At 38.9% G+C, this 20,515-nt stretch carries 24 protein-coding genes; 20 read left to right on the top strand and 4 right to left on the bottom strand.

The features are described 5' to 3' along the window. Positions 1-214: 214 nt before the first annotated feature. From deoB to lysA, 11 genes are all read left to right on the top strand, one after another. Positions 215-1,390, top strand: a complete 1,176-nt coding sequence (gene deoB / locus AC4G3O_RS03180) for a phosphopentomutase (RefSeq protein ID WP_490551301.1) — start codon at positions 215-217, stop codon at positions 1,388-1,390. 14 nt (positions 1,391-1,404) lie between these two features. Next, a complete protein-coding gene (locus tag AC4G3O_RS03175) occupies positions 1,405-2,229 on the top strand; it encodes a purine-nucleoside phosphorylase (protein ID WP_139891702.1) in 825 nt (274 codons plus the stop codon). 765 nt (positions 2,230-2,994) lie between these two features. Beyond that, positions 2,995-4,173 carry a D-alanyl-D-alanine carboxypeptidase family protein gene (locus AC4G3O_RS03170; protein ID WP_066107653.1) on the top strand — a complete coding sequence of 393 codons (1,179 nt, stop codon included), beginning with the start codon at positions 2,995-2,997 and terminating at the stop codon, positions 4,171-4,173. 123 nt (positions 4,174-4,296) lie between these two features. Beyond that, complete coding sequence (gene spoIIAA / locus AC4G3O_RS03165) at positions 4,297-4,647, top strand: anti-sigma F factor antagonist (protein WP_066107855.1); 351 nt, start codon at positions 4,297-4,299, stop codon at positions 4,645-4,647. Beyond that, positions 4,648-5,094 carry an anti-sigma F factor gene (gene spoIIAB / locus AC4G3O_RS03160; RefSeq protein ID WP_066107650.1) on the top strand — a complete coding sequence of 149 codons (447 nt, stop codon included), beginning with the start codon at positions 4,648-4,650 and terminating at the stop codon, positions 5,092-5,094. A 13-nt stretch (positions 5,095-5,107) separates the two neighbouring features. Then, entirely contained in the window at positions 5,108-5,863 is a 756-nt protein-coding gene (sigF, locus tag AC4G3O_RS03155) for an RNA polymerase sporulation sigma factor SigF (RefSeq protein ID WP_066107647.1), read from the top strand. A 137-nt stretch (positions 5,864-6,000) separates the two neighbouring features. Next, a complete protein-coding gene (locus AC4G3O_RS03150; RefSeq protein WP_066107645.1) occupies positions 6,001-6,618 on the top strand; it encodes a stage V sporulation protein AA in 618 nt (205 codons plus the stop codon). Then, complete coding sequence (locus AC4G3O_RS03145; protein WP_140461617.1) at positions 6,611-7,024, top strand: stage V sporulation protein AB; 414 nt, start codon at positions 6,611-6,613, stop codon at positions 7,022-7,024. Before AC4G3O_RS03150 ends, AC4G3O_RS03145 begins: the two co-directional genes overlap by 8 nt. A gap of 22 nt (positions 7,025-7,046) precedes the next feature. Beyond that, positions 7,047-7,649 (top strand): stage V sporulation protein SpoVABEA, encoded by a 603-nt coding sequence (spoVAEA, locus tag AC4G3O_RS03140; RefSeq protein WP_066107642.1) that lies wholly within the window; start codon positions 7,047-7,049, stop codon positions 7,647-7,649. Continuing rightward, on the top strand, positions 7,609-9,081 hold the full coding sequence (locus tag AC4G3O_RS03135; RefSeq protein WP_490558138.1) for a spore germination protein: 1,473 nt from the start codon (positions 7,609-7,611) through the stop codon (positions 9,079-9,081). Before spoVAEA ends, AC4G3O_RS03135 begins: the two co-directional genes overlap by 41 nt. Positions 9,082-9,187: 106 nt before the next feature. Next, positions 9,188-10,495, top strand: coding sequence for a diaminopimelate decarboxylase (lysA, locus tag AC4G3O_RS03130; RefSeq protein WP_490558137.1), 1,308 nt, complete (start codon positions 9,188-9,190; stop codon positions 10,493-10,495). Positions 10,496-10,534: 39 nt separating this feature from the next. On the opposite strand, the gene AC4G3O_RS03125 is transcribed toward lysA, so the two are convergent. Further along, on the bottom strand, positions 10,535-11,407 hold the full coding sequence (locus tag AC4G3O_RS03125; protein WP_066107633.1) for a DUF1002 domain-containing protein: 873 nt from the start codon (positions 11,405-11,407) through the stop codon (positions 10,535-10,537). A gap of 373 nt (positions 11,408-11,780) precedes the next feature. Between AC4G3O_RS03125 and AC4G3O_RS03120 the strand changes: the two genes are divergently transcribed. Beyond that, on the top strand, positions 11,781-12,146 hold the full coding sequence (locus AC4G3O_RS03120; RefSeq protein ID WP_066107629.1) for a GNAT family N-acetyltransferase: 366 nt from the start codon (positions 11,781-11,783) through the stop codon (positions 12,144-12,146). Positions 12,147-12,178: 32 nt separating this feature from the next. On the opposite strand, the gene AC4G3O_RS03115 is transcribed toward AC4G3O_RS03120, so the two are convergent. Further along, entirely contained in the window at positions 12,179-12,703 is a 525-nt protein-coding gene (locus AC4G3O_RS03115; RefSeq protein WP_148629915.1) for a DUF309 domain-containing protein, read from the bottom strand. Between the two features lie 172 nt (positions 12,704-12,875). After that, positions 12,876-12,971 (bottom strand): YjcZ family sporulation protein, encoded by a 96-nt coding sequence (locus tag AC4G3O_RS03110; RefSeq protein ID WP_066107625.1) that lies wholly within the window; start codon positions 12,969-12,971, stop codon positions 12,876-12,878. Between the two features lie 175 nt (positions 12,972-13,146). On the opposite strand from AC4G3O_RS03110, the gene AC4G3O_RS03105 reads away from it, so the two are divergent. The 7 genes from AC4G3O_RS03105 (at position 13,147) to AC4G3O_RS03075 (ending at position 18,487) form a co-directional block, all read left to right on the top strand. Then, on the top strand, positions 13,147-13,914 hold the full coding sequence (locus AC4G3O_RS03105; protein WP_066107623.1) for a segregation/condensation protein A: 768 nt from the start codon (positions 13,147-13,149) through the stop codon (positions 13,912-13,914). Next, positions 13,901-14,479, top strand: coding sequence for an SMC-Scp complex subunit ScpB (scpB, locus tag AC4G3O_RS03100; RefSeq protein WP_066107622.1), 579 nt, complete (start codon positions 13,901-13,903; stop codon positions 14,477-14,479). Before AC4G3O_RS03105 ends, scpB begins: the two co-directional genes overlap by 14 nt. A gap of 12 nt (positions 14,480-14,491) precedes the next feature. Continuing rightward, a complete protein-coding gene (locus tag AC4G3O_RS03095; RefSeq protein ID WP_139891710.1) occupies positions 14,492-14,869 on the top strand; it encodes a hypothetical protein in 378 nt (125 codons plus the stop codon). Between the two features lie 222 nt (positions 14,870-15,091). Then, entirely contained in the window at positions 15,092-15,580 is a 489-nt protein-coding gene (locus AC4G3O_RS03090) for a DUF3907 family protein (RefSeq protein ID WP_139891712.1), read from the top strand. A 148-nt stretch (positions 15,581-15,728) separates the two neighbouring features. Next, positions 15,729-16,598: a superoxide dismutase gene (locus AC4G3O_RS03085; RefSeq protein WP_491135798.1), complete on the top strand. Its 870-nt coding sequence runs from the start codon at positions 15,729-15,731 to the stop codon at positions 16,596-16,598. Between the two features lie 155 nt (positions 16,599-16,753). After that, on the top strand, positions 16,754-17,266 hold the full coding sequence (locus AC4G3O_RS03080; RefSeq protein ID WP_491135797.1) for a MogA/MoaB family molybdenum cofactor biosynthesis protein: 513 nt from the start codon (positions 16,754-16,756) through the stop codon (positions 17,264-17,266). 201 nt (positions 17,267-17,467) lie between these two features. Continuing rightward, entirely contained in the window at positions 17,468-18,487 is a 1,020-nt protein-coding gene (locus AC4G3O_RS03075) for a ThiF family adenylyltransferase (protein WP_491135796.1), read from the top strand. 141 nt (positions 18,488-18,628) lie between these two features. Here the strand turns inward: AC4G3O_RS03075 and moaC are convergent, their stop codons facing one another. Further along, positions 18,629-19,117, bottom strand: a complete 489-nt coding sequence (moaC, locus tag AC4G3O_RS03070; RefSeq protein WP_066107605.1) for a cyclic pyranopterin monophosphate synthase MoaC — start codon at positions 19,115-19,117, stop codon at positions 18,629-18,631. Between the two features lie 65 nt (positions 19,118-19,182). Here moaC and AC4G3O_RS03065 point away from each other — a divergent pair, with 65 nt between their 5' ends. After that, positions 19,183-20,439: a molybdopterin molybdotransferase MoeA gene (locus AC4G3O_RS03065; protein ID WP_491135795.1), complete on the top strand. Its 1,257-nt coding sequence runs from the start codon at positions 19,183-19,185 to the stop codon at positions 20,437-20,439. The last annotated feature ends 76 nt before the right edge of the window (positions 20,440-20,515 follow it).

Genomic DNA, 20,515 nt, shown 5'->3' with positions numbered 1-20,515 from the left:
TAAAGACTTTTTGAATATTGAGTGAATACCGAAAAATAAAACTATTAAAATTTGGTAAACTTAAATTGGCAACGTTTCCCCGGTGATGTAAAATAAAGAAGTCAGACCTCTGACGCCTGCAACTTTTGACCCGTAAATTCCACTGAAATTTATGGAAGATTACAGGCGTTGAGAAAGGGTAACCTACATATAAAAGAAGCTGGAGGTTTCAGGTATGAAATTTAAGCGAGTATTTTTAACTGTAATGGATTCTGTTGGGATTGGTGAAGCGCCAGATGCAGAGAAATTTGGCGATAAAGGTTCGGATACACTTGGACATATAGCTGAAAAAATGAATGGGTTGAACATGCCTGTCATGGGTAAATTAGGCTTGTCAAACATCAGAGAAATTAAAGGGATTCAAAAGGCAGAAAAGCCAATGGCTTATTATACAAAAATGCAAGAGGCATCCAATGGGAAAGATACGATGACTGGCCACTGGGAAATTATGGGGCTGCGCATTGATACACCGTTCCGTGTATTTCCGGATGGATTTCCGCCGGAATTAATTCAGGAGCTGGAAGAAAAGAGCGGCAGAAAAATTATTGGGAATAAACCGGCGAGCGGTACAGAAATCCTAGTAGAATTGGGAGAAGAACACGTAAAAACCGGAGCATTAATCGTGTACACTTCTGCTGACTCCGTTCTGCAAATTGCAGCTCATGAGGATGTAGTACCTCTTGAGGAGCTCTATCGTATCTGTGAAATTGCCAGAGAAATGACTCTTCGTGAAGAATATATGGTAGGCAGAATTATTGCTCGCCCATTCGTTGGAGAGCCTGGTGATTTCAAACGTACGCCAAATCGCCATGATTATGCGTTAAAACCATTTGGACGCACGGTAATGAATGAGTTGAAGGATAGTAACTTTGATGTAATCTCCATTGGGAAAATTGCTGATATCTACGATGGCGAGGGCGTAACAAAAGCGCTTCGCACAACAAGTAATATGGATGGAATGGATAAGCAGGTCCAAACATTGGACATGGACTTTACTGGTCTAAGCTTCCTGAACCTTGTTGATTTTGATGCTGTATTTGGCCACAGACGCGATCCTATTGGGTACGGTAAAGCATTAGAAGAGTACGATGGAAGATTGCAGGAAGTACTGGATAAAATGAAGGAAGACGATCTGCTAATTATTACAGCAGACCATGGTAATGATCCGGTTCATCCTGGAACAGACCATACGAGAGAATATGTTCCTTTACTTGTATACTCCAAACAATTTAAAGAAGGTAAAGAACTGCCGATCCGCAGTACATTTGCGGACATTGGTGCAACCGTTGCTGATAACTTCGGTGTGAAAATGCCTGAGCATGGAGTAAGCTTCCTTAAGGAACTAAATTAAAAGGAGAGAACAGAATGTTTGAAAAAGTAAATGAAGCAGCAGCGCATATTTTAGAGGTATCCGGTCAAAAGCCGGAACTAGGATTGATTCTTGGTTCAGGGTTGGGAGTATTGGCTGATGAAATTGAAAATGCCACTGTAATCCCATACAGTGAAATACCTCATTTCCCAGTTTCTACTGTTGAAGGACATGCCGGCCAACTTGTTGTTGGAACGCTGGCAGGCAAAACAGTAGCGGCTATGCAGGGGCGTTTCCACTATTATGAAGGATATTCCATGCAAGAAGTTACATTCCCGGTACGTGTTATGAAGGCAATGGGAATGACGCATATACTTGTAACAAATGCAGCAGGCGGAGTAAATGAAAGCTTCAAGCCTGGTGATTTGATGATTATCACAGATCATATTAATTACATGGGCGCACACCCATTAATTGGACCGAATCACAGTGAGTTTGGACCAAGATTCCCTGATATGACAAGTGCTTATACAAAATCATTAGTGGAATTGGCAGAACAAGTTGCTTCTAAACAAAATATTGCGATTCAAAAAGGTGTTTACATTGGATTTACAGGTCCTACTTATGAAACACCAGCAGAAGTAAGAATGGCACGTATTTTAGGCGGAGATGCAGTGGGAATGTCAACAGTTCCTGAAGTTATCGTTGCTGCTCATGGAGGCATGAAGGTACTCGGTATTTCATGCATTACAAACATGGCTGCTGGAATCCTGGATCAGCCTTTGGCACATGACGAGGTAATTGAAACGACTGAAAAAGTAAAATCTACGTTCTTGAACTTAGTGAAATCAATCGTATCAGAAATGAAAATTGAAGCGTAAGTAAGTTTTAACAGGAGGCTGTCTAATAGTTTTTATTAGATAGCCTCTATTTTTTTACGGTTAATAGTAGGAGTAAGATGCCATGCGTAATGACATGCTAGGGTAAAATGAATAAATAATTCGCTTTTGCCTGATATAAATTGCTCTAGTGTCCAAATTTGGTTCAATTACTGTGTAAATCGTTCGTTCAAATGCTTAATGATCGCACAATAGCCATGCTAATCGCTTAAGAGTCTTACATGATCGCTCAATCACCGGAATTCCCGCTCAATTAACCTCATTTTCCGCTAATTGCTTTACCGTTCGCTCAATAAATTGAAATATCGCTCAATTCCACTCCCTTTTCGCTCAATTCCTTTCAAAATCGAACTATTGCTATAAAATTTCGCTCAATTGTTTATAGGTTGCCTGTTATATAGATGAAATTTAAATACTGATTATAAAAAGCAGACTGAAAAGTCTTCACTTTAACCAATTCCCTTTAAAAATAAGGATGTTTTTATGATTTACAGGCTCAAATTTCTCTCCTCTCGAGTTTTGCTCGATAATTTAATTTCAGAACATCTAATGTTAGTTAATTTGGTTCCTACTAACACAGAAATAGCTAGAGTTCCCTTTGAAATTAAGACTGCATATTTAAAATCTTCATTCAAATTAGTTAGGTCCTCATCAGGAAATATAATTTTATCTGAGATAAGATTCTGGACTGTATAAAAGTGGTGTTGTTGGTAAAACTGGAATTTATCATGAGTAGGAGGTCTGTCCATGAAACGGTATGTTTCAGCTTTATTAGTAGTAGTGTTCACTTTAAGTATGTCTGTACCATCATTTGCAGCCGAAAAAACAAAAACGGCGGAATTAGATTTAGCACCTAAAACGAAGTCAGCAATACTGATAGAAAAGGATACGGGTTCTGTCATATATGATAAAAATAAAGATGAGCGGCTGTCTCCCGCCAGCATGACGAAGATTATGACTATGCTGTTAATCATGGAGGCATTAGATCAAAAGCGTATAACGATGGAAGATAAAGTTCGAACAAGTGAATATGCTGCCTCAATGGGTGGTTCGCAAATCTTCCTTGAACCAGGTGAGGAAATGACAGTTGAGCAAATGCTTAGAGGAATTGCGATTGGTTCAGGGAATGATGCCTCCGTTGCCATGGCTGAAAAAATTGCTGGAAGCGAAGAGGAATTCGTGAAAAGAATGAATGCCAAAGTGCAGGAATTGGGATTGAAGAACACTAAATTTCAAAATTGTACGGGACTGCCGACAACTGATCATTACAGTTCAGCATTTGATATGGCGACTATAGCAAAAGAGTTACTAAAGCATGAGGAAATCACAAATTTTACGAGTTTATATGAATCTTACTTACGTGAGGATTCAGATAAAAAATTCTGGCTTGTGAATACGAACAAACTGGTGAAATTTTACCCAGGTGTGGACGGATTAAAAACAGGTTTTACACATCAAGCAGGATATTGCTTAACCGCAACAGCTAAAAAAGATAATTTACGAGTCATTGCAGTTGTATTTGGAGCTGAGAATCCAAAGGAACGAAATTCTCAAATTACAAAAATGCTGGATTATGCCTTTGCTAATTATCAATCACGTCCGGTCTATAAGAAAGAACAGCCTCTTGCACTTTTGAAAATTGAAAAAGGTCAACAGAAGAAAGTAAGTCTGGTCACAAACGATTCAGTTTCTCTTTTAAATAAAAAAGGGGAAGACAATGTGAATATCCGTCCGAATATCGTACTGAAAAAAGATGTACAGGCCCCAATCAAAAAAGGGGATCAGCTTGGTGTCTTAAAAATGATGAGAGACGACAAAGTAATTTCAGAAACCCCTCTTATTGCATCAAAAGATGTAAAACGAGCAAGCTGGTTTGATTTATTTAAGCGTTCTTTCGGCATGTTTACCCATACCGGCGACGAATAAGCATTGGTATGCGAAATTAAACGAATAGAAAGAGAATATCACTAGTTTTGTCTTTAAGAAGGAATTGAAGTGGAGCTTGGCGAAAATCACCACTATACTTTCTTTGAAGGGGGCAAAGGTACTGTGAGTCTAGAAATTGATATGAAGACGATTGAGGATATATTATGTATTCGCCTGAAGGGAGAATTGGATCATCATACGGCGGAGGATTTAAAGAACAAGGCATCTCAATTAATAGAAACTGGTGGCATTCGCCATATCATTTTAAATTTGGGCGAGTTGAGTTTTATGGATAGCTCCGGTCTTGGGGTGATCTTAGGCAGATATAAACAAATTCAGCAATTTGAAGGGGAAATGATTGTTTGTGCCATCTCGCCTTCTGTTCATAGGTTATTTGAGATGTCCGGAATGTTTAAAATTCTTCGTCTTGAATCTTCAGAGGAAGCAGCTATACAGGGATTGGGGGTAGCGTAAATGAAAAACGAAATGGCTATAGAATTTTCTGCATTGAGTCAAAACGAATCATTTGCACGGATTACGGTGGCAGCTTTCATCGCGCAATTGGATCCTACACTTGATGAGTTAACCGAAATTAAAACGGTTGTATCGGAGGCGGTCACCAACGCGATTATCCATGGATATGAGGGAGATGCCAAGGGCAAAATCTATATCACTGCGATATTGGATCTTGAGGAAGAAAGAGTGGAACTGACAATCCGGGATAATGGCATTGGAATCAGAGATATCGATGAAGCAAGGCAGCCTTTGTATACAACAAAGCCAGAATTGGAAAGGTCCGGTATGGGCTTTACCATAATGGAGAACTTTATGGATGAGATTTATATCGATTCATCCAGAGGTGAAGGAACAGAGGTAAGGCTTATGAAAAATCTTTCCAAAAGCAAAGCTTTATGTAATTAAGGAGACTAATACAATGGATGTGGAAGTCAAAAAGGGTAAAAAGACCGCCCAGCTTAAGGACGAAGAGGTAAAAACACTTATACTTCAAAGCCAGCAAGGTGACCAATTAGCTAGAGACGAAATCATCCAGAAAAACATGAGGCTTGTATGGTCAGTTGTACAAAGATTTCTTAACAGAGGATATGAACCAGATGACTTATTTCAAATAGGGTGTATTGGTTTATTGAAATCTGTAGATAAATTTGATTTATCCTATAATGTTAAATTTTCAACCTATGCAGTTCCCATGATTATTGGAGAGATTCAGCGTTTCATTCGTGATGACGGCACGGTAAAAGTCAGTCGTTCATTGAAGGAAATGTCCAACAAAATCAGAAGAGCGAAGGATGAATTATCTAAGCACTTCGGACGGACGCCAACCATTACAGAAATCAGTGAGTATTTGGATTTATCACCTGAGGAAATCATTATGGCACAGGAGGCAAGCCGATCGCCTTCTTCAATCCATGAAACGGTTTATGAGAATGACGGCGATCCGATTACCTTGCTAGACCAAATAGCAGATAGTTCAGAGACAAAGTGGTTTGAAAAAATTGCTTTGAAAGAGGCAATCGCCTTATTGGATGAACGAGAGAAATTAATTGTTTATTTACGGTATTATAAGGATCAAACGCAGACGGAGGTTGCAGAGAGGCTAGGAATCTCCCAGGTACAAGTATCTAGATTAGAAAAAAAGATTTTAAATCAAATGAAAGACCGTATGGACTAGAGTGCTGGTTCGTACGGTTTTTTTTGCGATTGAATGTATCTCTCTATAAACTAATTTATGATTTTTGGTATGGTTCCTGATTTTTCTAACCATACTATAAATACATGTGAATTTAGGAAATGGGGATGAAAATATTCATGGAGGAATGTGTTTATATCCGTTTAAAATATCGGGCGAAAGTTTTGCCGAACCATCCGATAAGACTTTCGGATATTGCCAATATAATTGGGACAGACGAAGTAAAAGAAAAGGTTGGAAGTTTAGTTCTGGGTGAATTTTCGAAGAATAAAAATGTTTTTATTCTGGATGTAACGGTTGTTCTCCAAGCAATTTTTCAGCATTTTCCCGAAATGAAAATGGACACCTATGGCCCATCGCAAACAATTGTAGAGGTAGAACGTAAAACGAAGAAAGTATCGAACCTTTTGTTTATTCTTGTGTGGATTGTCCTTTTTATAGGGGCTGGCTTTGCGATTATGAATTTTCATGAGGATGTCAGTATGAGGGAGCTGCATGAACGTCTCTATTATATGATTACCGGTAAGCATTCTGCAAATCCACTTGTATTTCAAATACCCTATTCATTTGGACTCGGAATTGGGATGATTTTGTTCTTTAATCATATTTTCACAAAAAGATTAAATGATGAACCAAGTCCAATGGAAGTAGAGATGTTTAACTATCAGCAGGATTTAGATCAATACATCATTATGAATGAAAACAAACATTCGATTACTTCCGTAAAAGATGACTGAGTTCGTTTTTGTGCTGATAGTTGGATTCTCAGGTGGGGTATCGGTCGGAGCCGGATATGTGGCTTTCCTGACTGTCCTTAATATTATACCAAGGCTTACACAGCTTACGAAGGTTAAATCTGTTCATTATTTTGAAAGTGCGGTTATACTCGGAGCAATAGGTGGGACCATATCCAGCTTATGGGACTTTTCATTGGGATTAACTCCGATACTCCTATCAATCATGGGCATATTTAGCGGCGTTTTTAACGGGATGCTAGCAGCAGCTTTGACAGAGGTTTTAAATGTCTTTCCGATCTTGGCAAAAAGAATCGGAATGCAGGAGCGGATTCTATATATTCTGATGGCGCTTGTTCTCGGGAAAATAATGGGCTCACTATTTCAGTGGATTGTTTATAATCAATAAAAGTCATAGGGCGGTGAAAGAGTTGAAAGGGAAGCGAAATATCATCATTATCACAGATGGAGACGAATATGCGAAAAGAACGATCGAACATGTAGCAAAAGAAATCGGCGGTCGCTGCATTTCATCCTCCTATGGAAATCCAACAAAAATGGGCGGAGCTGAACTGATTAAACTCATTAAATCTGCAGCCCATGACCCGGTGTTGGTTATGTTTGATGACAGTGGTCTGGTCGGAGAAGGGGCTGGTGAGCAGTTAATGAAATATGTTGCGGAACACCCTGATATCAATCTTCTTGGAATTCTTGCCGTTGCTTCAAAAACGAAACAGGAAGAATGGACAAAAGTAGATGTCTGTATTGATCGCGAAGGGAATCTTACCGGATTTGGCGTTGATAAATTTGGAATACCAGAAATGGATGTTAAACGAATTAATGGAGATACAGTCTATAGTATCGATTCTATTCATGCACCTATTGTTGTCGGTATTGGTGATATAGGCAAAATGTCTAAATATGATGATATTGCTAAAGGCAGTCCCATAACACTTAGTGCTGTAAAACTGATTCTCGAAAGGAGTGGATACCATGCAGGCCAATCAAAAGGAGAAAACACCCATATCGAGTGACATACAGGCCGTAAAGCAATACATGGAGAAAAATGTGGGTCTTGGAGTAAGTTTTGATTTAGGAGTAAGAGAAATCCTGATTCGCGATACAATGATGCAAATGTATTATGTTAATGGTTTGTGTGATACCAGTTTTATCATAGAGATTTTAGAGACATTGACTGATATTAATGAACAAGAAGACAATGCCTTGGATGTCCCTATCTATGACCTGGTTAAAAATCGGCTAGTACAACAATCTGTCGAGGTTGTTCAAACGATGGATGAAATGGTAGATCAGGTATTGTCAGGCTTGATTTCCATTATTGTTGCAGGCAGCGGAAAAGCTCTGATCGTAGATGTGAGGAGTTATCCGGGGAGACAGCCCCAGGAACCGGATACAGAGAGGATCACAAGAGGAGCAAGGGACGGTTATGTTGAAAATATTATTATTAACACTGCCTTAACACGCAGGAGAATTCGCGATGAACGTTTGCGATTCGAAATTATGCGTGTTGGAGAACGCTCCAAAACAGATATTGCGATTGGATATATTGATGGGGTAGCTAATCCGAAGCTCGTTAATATCATTCGGGATGAACTGAAATCAATTGAAATTGATGGATTGACGATGGCCGAAAAAACGGTTGAGGAATATTTGGTCAATCAAGGGTATAATCCTTATCCAATGGTTCGCTATACCGAGCGGGCAGATGTAGGAGCCAACCATTTACTCGAAGGGCATGTCCTTATTTATGTAGATACGTCGCCAAGTATCATGATTACACCGACGACCTTTTTCCATCATGTCCAGCATGCAGAGGAATACAGACAGGCAGCTTCAGTGGGCACCATTCTTAGATGGTTCCGTTTTCTCGGTATTTTTGCTTCTCTTTTTATATTGCCATTATGGTTATTATTTGTATTGGAACCCCATTTGCTACCAGAAACTATGAAGTTTATTGGTCCGCAGGATGATGCACATGTTCATATTCTATTACAGATTGCTGTAGCGGAGGTTGGAATTGAACTGCTCAGAATTGCTTCGATACATACACCTGCTCCTTTATCATCAGCCATGGGACTTATTGCTGCCGTCCTAATTGGTCAAATAGCCATTGATGTTGGTTGGATGGTACCTGAGGTATTACTATATGTAGCCATTGCATCGATTGGCAGTTTTGCCACTCCAAGCTTGGAGCTCGGCTTGGCCAATAAATATATGCGGTACCTGATTTTAATTTTTACTGCTTTGTTCCATGTACCCGGGTACATGGTTGCCAATACGCTCTTCGTTTTTTTCCTAACCAGATTAAATACGTTATCTACACCTTATTTATGGCCGTTTATCCCATTTGCACCTAAAGCGCTTTCGAATATTATTATCAGAAGGCCGGTGCCTGGCAGACATTTAAGACCGCGGATTTTACATCCGGTGGATCGTACAAAATAATTCATTTTGAATTAGGGTATTAGTGTGATAAAGTAGTTATACTATTCAAAAAATAGACAGCATTAATGGCTGTCTATTTTTGTTATAACGTCAAGGAGGAGTTTACATGCACTTTTATGGGACAGGAAAAATGAGTGAACATGGCCATTTAGAAATAGGGGGAGTAGATACTGTTTCTCTTGCAGAGCAATATGGCACTCCCTTATACATATATGATGTGGCTTTAATTAGAGAACGGGCAAGAATGTTCAGAGATACGTTTGGCAGGCTGGGTGTTGATGCTCAGGTGGCCTATGCGAGCAAAGCTTTTTCTTCCATAGCGATGTTTCAGCTTGCTATGGAAGAAGGGCTATCTTTGGATGTAGTTTCTGCAGGCGAATTGTATACAGCCCTCCAGGCCGGATTTCCGGTTGAACGGATTCATTTACATGGAAATAATAAAAGTGTTGATGAATTAGAAATGGCGCTTGAAGCGGGGGTTGGCTGTATCGTAATTGATAATTTTCACGAGATTGCTATTTTAGAAGAGCTGTGCAAAATGAAAGGTAAACGATGCTCCATACTTTTACGGGTAACTCCTGGAATTGAAGCGCATACTCATGATTATATTCTAACAGGACAAGAGGATTCTAAATTTGGATTTGATCTATGGAATGGCCAGGCGGAACAAGCTCTGCAAATTGTACTGCGGAGCGAGTATTTTGACGTACTGGGTATACACTGCCATATTGGTTCACAAATATTTGAAACAACCGGATTTATTTTGGCCGCTAAAAAGATTAGTGAACAAATTGCGAATTGGAATCAAACATATGGATTTTCACCAAAGGTTTTAAATTTAGGTGGTGGTTTTGGAATCCGTTATACAGAAGAAGATGAGCCTATTCCTGTCTCTCGCTATGTAGAAGAAATTGTGAGTGAAGTAAAATCCGATTTTGAAGAAGCTGGTCTGTCTATGCCGGGAATCTGGATTGAACCAGGGCGCTCATTGGTGGGGGATGCCGGAACAACCATTTACGAAATTGGATCAAGTAAGCATGTGCCGGGAACTCGTAAATATTGGGCGGTTGATGGAGGAATGAGTGATAATATTCGTCCTGCTCTCTATCAGGCAAATTATGAAGCTGCTCTTGCCAATCGCCTGAATGATGAAGTATTTGAAGAAGTAGCCATAGCAGGGAAGTGCTGTGAAAGCGGGGATATGTTAATTTGGGATCTTCCGCTGCCTAAGGTTAAGCCTGGGGATCTGCTGGCGGTCTTTTGTACAGGTGCATATGGTTACTCAATGTCCAATAACTACAACAGGCTCCGTCGTCCTGCGGTTGTGTTTGTAGAAAATGGGGAATCGCGTCTTGTTGTGAAAAGAGAGAGTCTTGAAGATCTAATAAAAAATGACCTGCCATTATATGAATAAATAATTAGAGGCTGCCATTTCCGGCAGCCTCTAATTGTATTAGGAGAATAAGGATTTAATTGCGTCGATTAGACTTACAAAAAATGCTTTTAATTTATCAAGGAAGGATTGCCCTTCTTCTGATTGAAGATAATTGGTCACTTTATCTTTAGCGGCATTTATTTGCTCTCCAACTTTGTTCCAGTCAATTCCTAGATCCTGAAGCTTGTTAAATAAATCGATTAGGCTCTGGATCTGTTGCTCCGTTAACGTGATGCCAAGCTGCTCTGCTGCCTTTTCGATGATGCTGCGCAAATCAGCATCATTTTGAGGCGGGTTAACAGCGATCTCTTCTTTAATGGACTCAACCAGTGATGTAGCTTCATCTGTACCGATTTGGTCACCTAGTTTGGCTGTTTCAACCATTTCTTCATTGGCGGCTTGTTTTTGTTCCTCAGATATTTTGGTGTCTGTTGTCACTTCGTATGCTTTAATTAAGCCCGTTAAGGCAGCTGTACCGGAAACTTCAAAAGGAGCCGTAACATAAATCTCTGCATCTTTTATACCGGCAGTTGCCAAGGCGTTTTTATACATATCTTCTGTTACCCAATTGATATTTTTCGTTTTGACCGTAATCCCGGAACCTTTGGCAGCAATCGTAATGGATGAAGAGGAGATTGCTTTTGTTCCAATCAGTCTGCTTGCAATTTTACCATCCAAGTATTTATGCTCTTCTGAATTAGAAACTGTTACAATCTCTACATCCTTTGGAGCGTCCATTTCAGCTAACAATAATTTTTTTTGTTCCTGAGTCAGGTTTTCGCCAAGTGTAACGACCATGTCGCCTCTTTGCATATCAGCCAAAGCTACACTAGGGATGAGAAAACTAACTGCCAACAAAACTGACATTAATTTTAAAAGCTGTTTTTTCATTGTGATAACCTCCCGTACCAGTTAGACGTAAAAAAATGATAAAAGTTTCATTTTTTTATGTTGTTATAGTAATCTAGGCAAACAAATTGCCAATTGTGTTAACTCTGTCATATTATAATGGAATTGGAAGATTGTCTATTCTTTCTTGCGTTCTTTTACAGTTATTTCTATCCATTTTGGCTATATTGTATAGGGTACGAATCGTTAGAATTGTATATATAAAGCCTTTTTGGGATAAAATGTATGTCTGTTGTCTAGCATGGCAAAGAAAGGACTTTGCATTTGTGTCAGTTGAATTCATTGTTAAAAACTAGTATGATAAGAAAGATTATTAAATACCATTCTATTATTCTCATTTAATGAGGGATCAAACATGTTAATTAGATACAAGAAGAGCTTTGAAAAAATCGCAATGGGTTTATTATCTTTTATGCCTGATGAAAAAGATTTAAAGAAGCTCCAGAATACTGTTAAATCATATGAAACAGAATCAGACAGGCAACTATATCTTTGGAAACAAGATGAGGACATTATAGGTCTGATCGGGGTAGATTTGGATGGAAAGACGGTTACGGTAACCGATTTATCCGTTAATCCCTCTCATAGGGGTCTGGGAGTTGGCCATGAAATGGTAAACTGTCTGATTGAATTATATGAGGGATACGAAATTATTTCCAGAGATATAACAGCGGAGTTTATTTCAAAATGTCTGGATTGTGAAGCCGATAATAAAGCATGAAAATAGAGAAACCCTTATTTAAGAGGGTTTCTCTATTTATTTTTGCTGCGCTTTTGAAGTTGCTTGAATCGTTCCTGAATAACATCTGTACGATCACGGGTAGAATGCCTATTCACTAATAATGGATCAGTAAGATTGCTGCTGCAATTCCATGAATATCCATATTCTTTGCAAATGGTTTGGCAGGCCGCGAGCAAATCTGGATCTTCAATCGGCAAAAATGGACTTTTGTATGGTTCATTGTTTTTTAACCTATGTATGGAGTCAGTCAGTAATTGGAGTAAACCATCTGAATCCATACCTAATTGATGCATTTCTTCGGTATGTTTGTTTAAAATTTGCTTTGATTTTTGTAAGGTGCGAATAGCTCCTGATTCATTATTTCTGCGGTAATGATACATACCGACGGCCAGCTGGATAAATCCGACCCATACAGATTCTCGATCTAACGGGAGATGTTTTTTCCAGTACTCTTCAAGTATTTCATGGCATTCAAAATAATCTCTGCTTCCATGAAATTCGGCTAAGTACTGAATGAACTCAATTGGGTAGTTCATTTGGTTATTGTCACCTCAATATCTCTCTATGATTATAGATAAATATACATGAACGAACATGGATAAGAAAAGAATAAGGATTTTAAATGGTGAGAAGAGCGGGATTATCTAGCTGATAACAATAGAAACAGGCTACCTAGTCGACAGCCTGTTCCTTAGATTAATCATTTAATTAACACCAAGCTACTCCAACAATTACGAGTAGAATGAATAACACTACGATTAGCGCAAATCCGCTACCGTAACCTCCAACTGCGCCATCTCCCATTTGTGAATCCTCCTCTTTGGATCTTTTCTTTACATTGTCATACTATGTAATCCATACTGGAATGTATGGGCTTTTGCCCACCTTTTAGAAAATCAATTTGTTCATTCTATTGGAAAGAAGCTTGAGTTAAATTATACTTAAACTAGTTGAAATAAGTAGGAGTGCCTATAAAGAGATGAGTTATAAAATAAAGATAGATGCATTTGAAGGTCCACTCGATTTATTACTGCATCTAATAAATCGATTAGAAATAGATATTTATGATATTCCTGTTTCTGAAATCACCGAACAATATGTTGCCTATATCCACACCATGAAGGAGCTGGAACTGGATATAGCCAGTGAATATTTAGTCATGGCGGCAACACTTTTAGCTATTAAAAGTAAAATGCTCCTACCCAAACATGAAGAGGAATGGGATGAGGAAGAGGATGAATTCTTGATGAGTGACGATCCTCGTGAAGAATTAGTTACACAGCTGCTTGAATATAAAAAATATAAAGAGGCGGCTGATGAGTTTAAAAATATGGAAGCTGAAAGGGCGTTATTATTTACTAAACCTCCGATTGATTTATCGCCATATACGGAAGATGTAAAAACGGAACGCCATGACTTAGATGTCAGCCTTTATGATATGCTGAGCGCCTTTCAAAAATTAATGAGACGAAAAAAATTAAGAAAACCGTTACAAACTCGAATTACACGTCAGGAAATTACGATAGATAAACGGATTCAGGAAATAAAGGATTATCTTAAGGAAAAAAGAGAAAAGGTCTTATTTACCTCTCTCTTTAACACAGAGGAAAAAGAGCAGTTAGTTGTCACCTTTCTTGCTGTCCTGGAATTGATGAAGCAAAATGAAATTCAGGTGGAACAAACAAATAACTTCGAGGAAATTTTCATAGAATGGAAGCAGGAGGATTTTACAGTTGGATATCGTTAATTGGAAATCAATATTGGAAGCATTACTTTTTGCGGCAGGTGATGAAGGGTTATCTCTTGAGCAAATTTCATCCGTAATGGAAGTGACAGAAGAAGAGGCAAAAGATGCGTTATATGATCTTAAAGAGCTATATCAAAATGAAGATCGCGGGATCTGTGTTGTTGAATTGGCCGGTGTCTACCAATTGGCGACAAAAAAAGTGCATGCACCCTATTTGAAAAAGCTTGTTGAAACACCTTCGGCACACACACTTTCGCAGGCTTCACTGGAAACATTGGCGATTATCGCCTATAAACAGCCTATAACCAGAATTGAGATTGAGGCTATCCGCGGTGTCAAAACGGAACGCCCTTTACAAACCTTAATGGCCAAGGCTTTAATTCAGGAAACGGGTCGTGCAGAAGGGGCGGGAAGACCCTATTTATACGGAACGACCAAGGAGTTTTTGGATTACTTCGGTTTAAAATCTTTGGACGAGCTGCCGGCGCTGCAGGATGACACAGATGATGGATTTAATGACGAGGAAGCAGATTTGTTTTTTCATAAATTCCAAGAGATGGAATAAGGAGGATGAAGCTTGAAAATCTTGTCTTGTATAGGATATGAGTTAGAAAAGGAAAAACCCAATTCACCTGAGGATTTTTTCAATCGTTCAACCGTGACATACAAGCAAAATGGAAAAATAAAAGAATTTCAGGTTATTTATCTTCGGTATTTTGAAGAAGTTTTGTTAGAACAAAAGGCTGAGTGGATGTCCCCAGTTCGGGAATTACTGACTGGATATACGTTGAGAGATATTGTTGCCCTCCTTTGTTTGTTGCAAAATTCGCATTTTCATGAAAGAAAACGGGTATATATAAATTCTGAGGCTATCTTTTTAACTATTTTTAAAGATTTACCATACGCCCGAATAAAAGAAATTTTAAATAAAATGGAAAAAAATCCAGAAGTTTGAGCTTGAATTGTCGTATAATAATGTAAATTATTCCTCCCTGAACGTTAATCAACAATAAAAAGTAGGTTGAATATGGTAAACTATTTAGTAACTGAGCTTAAAAGAAACGATTATGGCCAGGGAAGGTTAAGAGTTTGTTGTCCTATTAGAAAGTAAATGAACACAAGGAATAGTGGAGTTTTACATGATCAAAGTGTTTGAATTTTTAAGGGAGGGTTCCGGTTGGGTAATACATTAGTGAAGAGCCAGTTGGAGGATGTAACAACATTTTTGGAGCAAACAGTACAAACTCTCGAGATTTACATGAATGAAATGACAATTGATCGTTTGATGGAGGAAAAAAGCGGCGATGAGCTCTATTATAAGGGCTTGTTTTCAACAATCCGCAAGCTGCTGGTTTATTGTGAAGAAGGCTTAGAGGCTTGCAGGATTGTCCTTAAAAACGAACCATTTAATAAAGGCGCTGCAGAGCGAGTTCTTTACCGCGTATATCATAAATGTATTGAAGAATATTTTGCTCCAAAAAGTGATTTATGGTTTGAGGACAGCCGTTCAGCGTATACAGGGCGCAATTGTATAAAATTCCGTGAAGAAGCACCAGAAAGCTTGAAAAGCCTGATTACAAAACTGGAATTTGATGTTCAAAAAATCAGAGAAGAACTTGAATACTATGAAACCGATTATCGGACAAAGATGGTTCAATCAAATTAACAGGATATGAAGTGCGATTACGTATAGTGTAATCGCATTTTTATTTGGATTTATTTTTAATTGGAAAGTCATACCTATTTCATTGAAAAAATAAGAATTAAGTCAACCTCCTCTTGAATATTGTTGTATGACGGGGAGGTTGATGAATATGAATCCTTTTAAAAAGTATTGGGAAGAAGTAGATAAATGGAAGACTGCGATTGTTGAATGGGCAACCAATCAAGAGGAGTCATTTCGAAGCTTGATCATGGAGCGGGTTGATAATCTCACGGCCCTTTTAAACAGCATGAAAAATAAAACTCCATCCCAACATGAGCTAATAAAGCTTCAAAATATGATGGAGGAGCTGGATGAATCTGTTCAAAAGGCACATAATGGCGATTCATATGTACCGCCTGGAAGACATACCTTGCCGCCATTGCCATACTCCTATGATGCTTTGGAGCCCTTTATAGACCGGGAGATTATGAAATTGCATCATACTATTCATCATCAGACATATGTAGATGGTCTGAATAAAGCCGAAACTAAAATGAAAGAAGCCCGCGATAAGGATGACTATGACCTTTTAAAGCATTGGGAGAGAGAAGCTGCGTTTCACGGATCAGGGCATTATTTGCACACTATATTTTGGTACAATATGAAGCCTGATGGCGGTGGGGAACCAACAGGTGAATTAATGAACTTTATTAAAAGAGATTTTGGCAGCTTTGCAAAATTTAAAAAGGAATTTACCGAAGCTGCCAAAAAAGTGGAAGGTGTAGGCTGGGCGATTTTAGTTTGGTCCAATCGAGCCCATCGGCTGGAAATTTTACAATCTGAACGGCATATGATTCTGACGCAATGGGATACAATCCCTTTATTAGTATTGGATGTTTGGGAACACGCGTATTATTTACAATACAAGACCGATCGTCCGGCTTATATAAACAACTGGTGGAATTTGGTGAATTGGGACGATGTTAGCGAACGATTTGAACAGGCACGGAAAATTGGCTGGAAAATATATAAGAAATAAAAGTACGTTCAAATACACCAGGTTTATTCTTAAAGGTTGACCAAGACTTTGGTTGACCTTTTTAGTTGAGGTCTAGTTTATCCCCTTATACTTCCTTACTGGGCAATCTATTACTTCCAATATTTGTGATAATATGATGGGAGGGAGGGATAGGCATGAGTTTAATAGAGCATCGGGGATCGGCTCCGGATTGTGTGAAGGTAATGGTGCTTACGGTAAGTGATACAAGAGATGAGCATATGGATCGAAGCGGGCAGCTTATGATGTGTTTGTTGCAGTCAGCTGGACATATCATTACGCGCTACCAAATAGTGAAGGATGAGCAGGATGCGATTCAGCAGGAACTCTCAGCTGGGTTAGAGGATAAAGAGGTTGATGCCATTATTTGTAATGGCGGTACTGGGATTGCCTATCGGGATGTAACGATTGAAACAATTAAGGGTTTACTAGATAAAGAAATGCCAGGGTTTGGTGAGATTTTTCGAATGCTGAGTTATCAGGAGGATATTGGTTCCGCAGCTATTTTATCCAGAGCCATCGCCGGAGTAACGCAAGGGAAGGTAATCTTCGCAACACCTGGTTCCACTGGGGCAGTGGAGCTGGCAATGAATAAATTGATTTTGCCGGAGTTAGCACATGTCGTAAGAGAACTGAAAAAGGATCTATAAGGTATAAAAAAGATAAAGCCTTCATGTAATAGGTTTCATCTTTTTTAGTCAAATAATGATTCACTGGTGAGGTCTATTGTATTTAATTTTCTGATAATATAAAATGGAATACAATCCATTATCTGGTCGGCAGATTGGAGAACGTGTAAGACTATTAAAGAGATGAGTAGATAGTTCGTTTAAATAAAGGAGCCAATGAACATGGGTACCCGATTTTCTAGGCAAGAGTTGTTTAAGCCTATTGGCTGCGATGGTCAAATACGCTTGGCTGAATCAACAGTAGGTATTATCGGTTGCGGTGCACTTGGATCGGTAATAGCGGAGACACTTGTTCGTGCAGGTATAGGGGCGATACATTTAGTGGATCGTGACTTTGTAGAAATGTCCAACATACATAGACAGCAGTTATTTGTGGAGAAAGATGCTTTAAATCTGACAGCTAAAGTGATAGCTGCTGAGCAACGATTGAAGGAAATCCGTTCAAATGTTCACCTCTTTACGTATTTAGAAAATGCAGATGGTACACTCATCGAAGACATAGCAGAAAAATGTGATATCTTGGTAGACGCAACTGATAATTTTGAAACAAGAATGGCTATAAATGATGCTGCACATAAATATGGGATACCTTGGGTGTATGGGGCCTGTGTAAGTGCGAGTGGCACTGTTTTCACTTTCATACCGGGTAAAACGGCTTGTTTCAGATGTCTTTTCCCGGCTTTGCCCTCGTTAAATGAAACCTGTGATACGGTTGGAGTTATTGCTCCAGCCGTTCAAATTACAGCAGCCCATCAATGCACAGAGGTAATGCAATGGTTAACTGGTCATCCGGAGAAGTTGCGGGAAAAAGTATATCATTTTGATGTTTGGAATCGCACCAGCTTAGAGGTTGGAGTGGCTCGTATTAAAAAAGAGGATTGTCCTACATGCGGGCATTGTCCTGTATATCCTTCGCTCGAAAAAAGTGAAGAAATGAAATCGATGGTGTTATGCGGGAGAGACACTATACAAATCATCCCTCAAGCTAATCGCCGTGTATCTTTAGAAGATGCAGAGCGACTGGCAATAAGGCAGGGATATCGATTTAAAAAGACTCCTTATTTTATCCAATTTCATACAGAACAATATCGAATAATCTTGTTTACAAATGGGAGATTGTTAATACATGGGTTGAAGGATAGCACGGAAGGACGAAATTTATTTCATCAAATGTTTGGGTAGTACAGTGTCGGAAAAAGGTCATGGAAGACTGGACAACTGTGTCTAGCTTGCTGCAGGAGAAATGGAAGGAAGTCCATTCGGTTAACTTTTATAAAATATATAGCTAACCGAAAAGTGTAGCTAAACCTTCAATTTATCTCTTCAGCTACGCGTGTAATCACCGTTTTTGCCACCAGTCTTTTTCAAAAGCATGGTTGGCCCAATGACCATTTCTTTACCGGAGGCTTTACACATATCATAAATGGTTAATGCTGAAACAGATGCTGCCGTAAGTGCTTCCATTTCGACACCGGTCGCACCTATTGTTTTAACTTCAGTAAGAATACTAATTTCATAATGGGAGTTTGCTTCATCTATTTCCCAATTGAATTCGATATTGATACCAGATAGCGGGATAGGGTGACACATAGGAATAATAGAAGATGTTTGTTTGGCAGCCATAATTCCAGCAACCTGGGCAACGGCAAAGACATCTCCTTTTTTATTTGAATAATCAAAAATTTGAGCATAAATATGTTGGTTTACAAGAATAGAAGATTTAGCAAGAGCAGTCCGAACGGTTTTATCTTTATGGGAAACATCAACCATTTTGGCACGACCCTGTTCATTGAAATGAGTGAATTCTGTCATGGAAAAACATCCTTTCTATATGATTTATCCATAGTATAGCATTCTATTTGTAAGGAGATAAAAGAATGGTAGAAAAAAGAATACCAATTCCAATTTCAGCAGCAATAGAGAAAATTTTGCAAGAAATACAGCCTGCTTCAGCTGAAATGGTCCCTTTGTCAGAAGCTTATGGTCGAATTTTAGCGGAGCCGATTATTGCTAAACATGATGTTCCTCCATTTGATCGATCGGCATATGATGGATTTGCCATTCATTCGTCCGACTCAGTTGGAGCCTCAGACGAGCATCATGTATCTTTTCACGTAATTGATGAGGTTGGAGCTGGATATATTTCGAAAAAGACACTTGCTCCCGGAGAAGCCATTCGAATTATGACTGGGGCAATGATGCCTAAGGATGCAGATGCTGTTGTTATGCTGGAACAGGTGATAGAAAAGGAAGATCACATATCTATTTATAAATCATTCGGAATGAATGAAAATGTTTCTCCTAAAGGAGAAGATGCCAGGAAAGATGAACGGCTTATCGAAGAGGGGGCGGTCATTACACCAGGTGTGATTGCATTGCTGGCGACCTTTGGATATGCGCACGTGAAAGTAGCCAAGAAGCCAGTAGTTGGTATTTTATCTACAGGTACAGAATTATTGGAAGTAGAGGATGATCTTGTACCAGGCAAAATCCGCAATAGTAACGGACCCATGATTGAAGCACAGCTGAAACGGATGGGAATTGAAAATCATACATATGGTATTCAAGCGGATAATCTAAAGCAATCCCTACAAACAGTGGAAAGAGCAATTGAAGAGACAGATTGTCTTATTACAACTGGTGGTGTTTCAGTTGGAGATTTTGATTTTATGCCAGTCATTTATTCACATCTTGGAGCGAATGTCTTATTTAATAAAGTAGCCATACGCCCAGGTAGTGTTACGACAGTAGCAGTGAATAATGGAAAGTATTTATTTGGTTTATCTGGAAATCCATCTGCCTGTTATTCGGGCTTTGAATTATTTGTTCGTCCTACCCTGTTAAAAATGATGGGTAGCTGTAAACCGTTTATGCCAAACGTAAAGGCTGCATTAGCAGAAGATTTTTTGGATGCTAATCCGTTTACTCGTTTTATTCGAGCAACGTATGAAGTAACTTCTTCAGGATTAAGCGCGACTCCTGCTGGTTTTAATAAATCGAATGCGGTTACATCCATTGCTAGGGGAAATGCATTTATCGTTCTCCCCGGTGGAAAAAAGGGCTGGAAGGCTGGAGATGAAGTTGATTTATTGCTATTGGGAGTAGAGGAAGGTGCATCTCGATGGATGCTATGAAAGTTTGATTAATCGTAGGTTTATAAAAATAGGGGAAAACAACACTTATGGGAACCGGTTGGATATTATCAAAAAA

Source organism: Bacillus sp. z14 (2026) (assembly GCF_058313575.1).
The sequence above is the reverse complement of the archived record's forward strand: the minus strand, read 5'-3'. Positions and strand labels throughout refer to the sequence as shown.

What these genes read in the sequence shown, in the direction of transcription:
- AC4G3O_RS03075 (WP_491135796.1), top strand. Translation starts at nt 17,468, where the DNA reads ATGGGTACCCGATTTTCTAGGCAAGAGTTGTTTAAGCCTATTGGCTGC.
- AC4G3O_RS03145 (WP_140461617.1), top strand. Translation starts at nt 6,611, where the DNA reads ATGACTGAGTTCGTTTTTGTGCTGATAGTTGGATTCTCAGGTGGGGTA.
- AC4G3O_RS03170 (WP_066107653.1), top strand. Translation starts at nt 2,995, where the DNA reads ATGAAACGGTATGTTTCAGCTTTATTAGTAGTAGTGTTCACTTTAAGT.
- deoB (WP_490551301.1), top strand. Translation starts at nt 215, where the DNA reads ATGAAATTTAAGCGAGTATTTTTAACTGTAATGGATTCTGTTGGGATT.
- AC4G3O_RS03080 (WP_491135797.1), top strand. Translation starts at nt 16,754, where the DNA reads ATGAGTTTAATAGAGCATCGGGGATCGGCTCCGGATTGTGTGAAGGTA.
- spoIIAB (WP_066107650.1), top strand. Translation starts at nt 4,648, where the DNA reads ATGAAAAACGAAATGGCTATAGAATTTTCTGCATTGAGTCAAAACGAA.
- AC4G3O_RS03120 (WP_066107629.1), top strand. Translation starts at nt 11,781, where the DNA reads ATGTTAATTAGATACAAGAAGAGCTTTGAAAAAATCGCAATGGGTTTA.
- AC4G3O_RS03135 (WP_490558138.1), top strand. Translation starts at nt 7,609, where the DNA reads ATGCAGGCCAATCAAAAGGAGAAAACACCCATATCGAGTGACATACAG.
- AC4G3O_RS03125 (WP_066107633.1), bottom strand. Translation starts at nt 11,407, where the DNA reads ATGAAAAAACAGCTTTTAAAATTAATGTCAGTTTTGTTGGCAGTTAGT.
- lysA (WP_490558137.1), top strand. Translation starts at nt 9,188, where the DNA reads ATGCACTTTTATGGGACAGGAAAAATGAGTGAACATGGCCATTTAGAA.
- AC4G3O_RS03105 (WP_066107623.1), top strand. Translation starts at nt 13,147, where the DNA reads ATGAGTTATAAAATAAAGATAGATGCATTTGAAGGTCCACTCGATTTA.
- AC4G3O_RS03085 (WP_491135798.1), top strand. Translation starts at nt 15,729, where the DNA reads ATGAATCCTTTTAAAAAGTATTGGGAAGAAGTAGATAAATGGAAGACT.
- AC4G3O_RS03065 (WP_491135795.1), top strand. Translation starts at nt 19,183, where the DNA reads ATGGTAGAAAAAAGAATACCAATTCCAATTTCAGCAGCAATAGAGAAA.
- AC4G3O_RS03150 (WP_066107645.1), top strand. Translation starts at nt 6,001, where the DNA reads ATGGAGGAATGTGTTTATATCCGTTTAAAATATCGGGCGAAAGTTTTG.
- sigF (WP_066107647.1), top strand. Translation starts at nt 5,108, where the DNA reads ATGGATGTGGAAGTCAAAAAGGGTAAAAAGACCGCCCAGCTTAAGGAC.
- moaC (WP_066107605.1), bottom strand. Translation starts at nt 19,117, where the DNA reads ATGACAGAATTCACTCATTTCAATGAACAGGGTCGTGCCAAAATGGTT.
- AC4G3O_RS03175 (WP_139891702.1), top strand. Translation starts at nt 1,405, where the DNA reads ATGTTTGAAAAAGTAAATGAAGCAGCAGCGCATATTTTAGAGGTATCC.
- AC4G3O_RS03115 (WP_148629915.1), bottom strand. Translation starts at nt 12,703, where the DNA reads ATGAACTACCCAATTGAGTTCATTCAGTACTTAGCCGAATTTCATGGA.
- AC4G3O_RS03110 (WP_066107625.1), bottom strand. Translation starts at nt 12,971, where the DNA reads ATGGGAGATGGCGCAGTTGGAGGTTACGGTAGCGGATTTGCGCTAATC.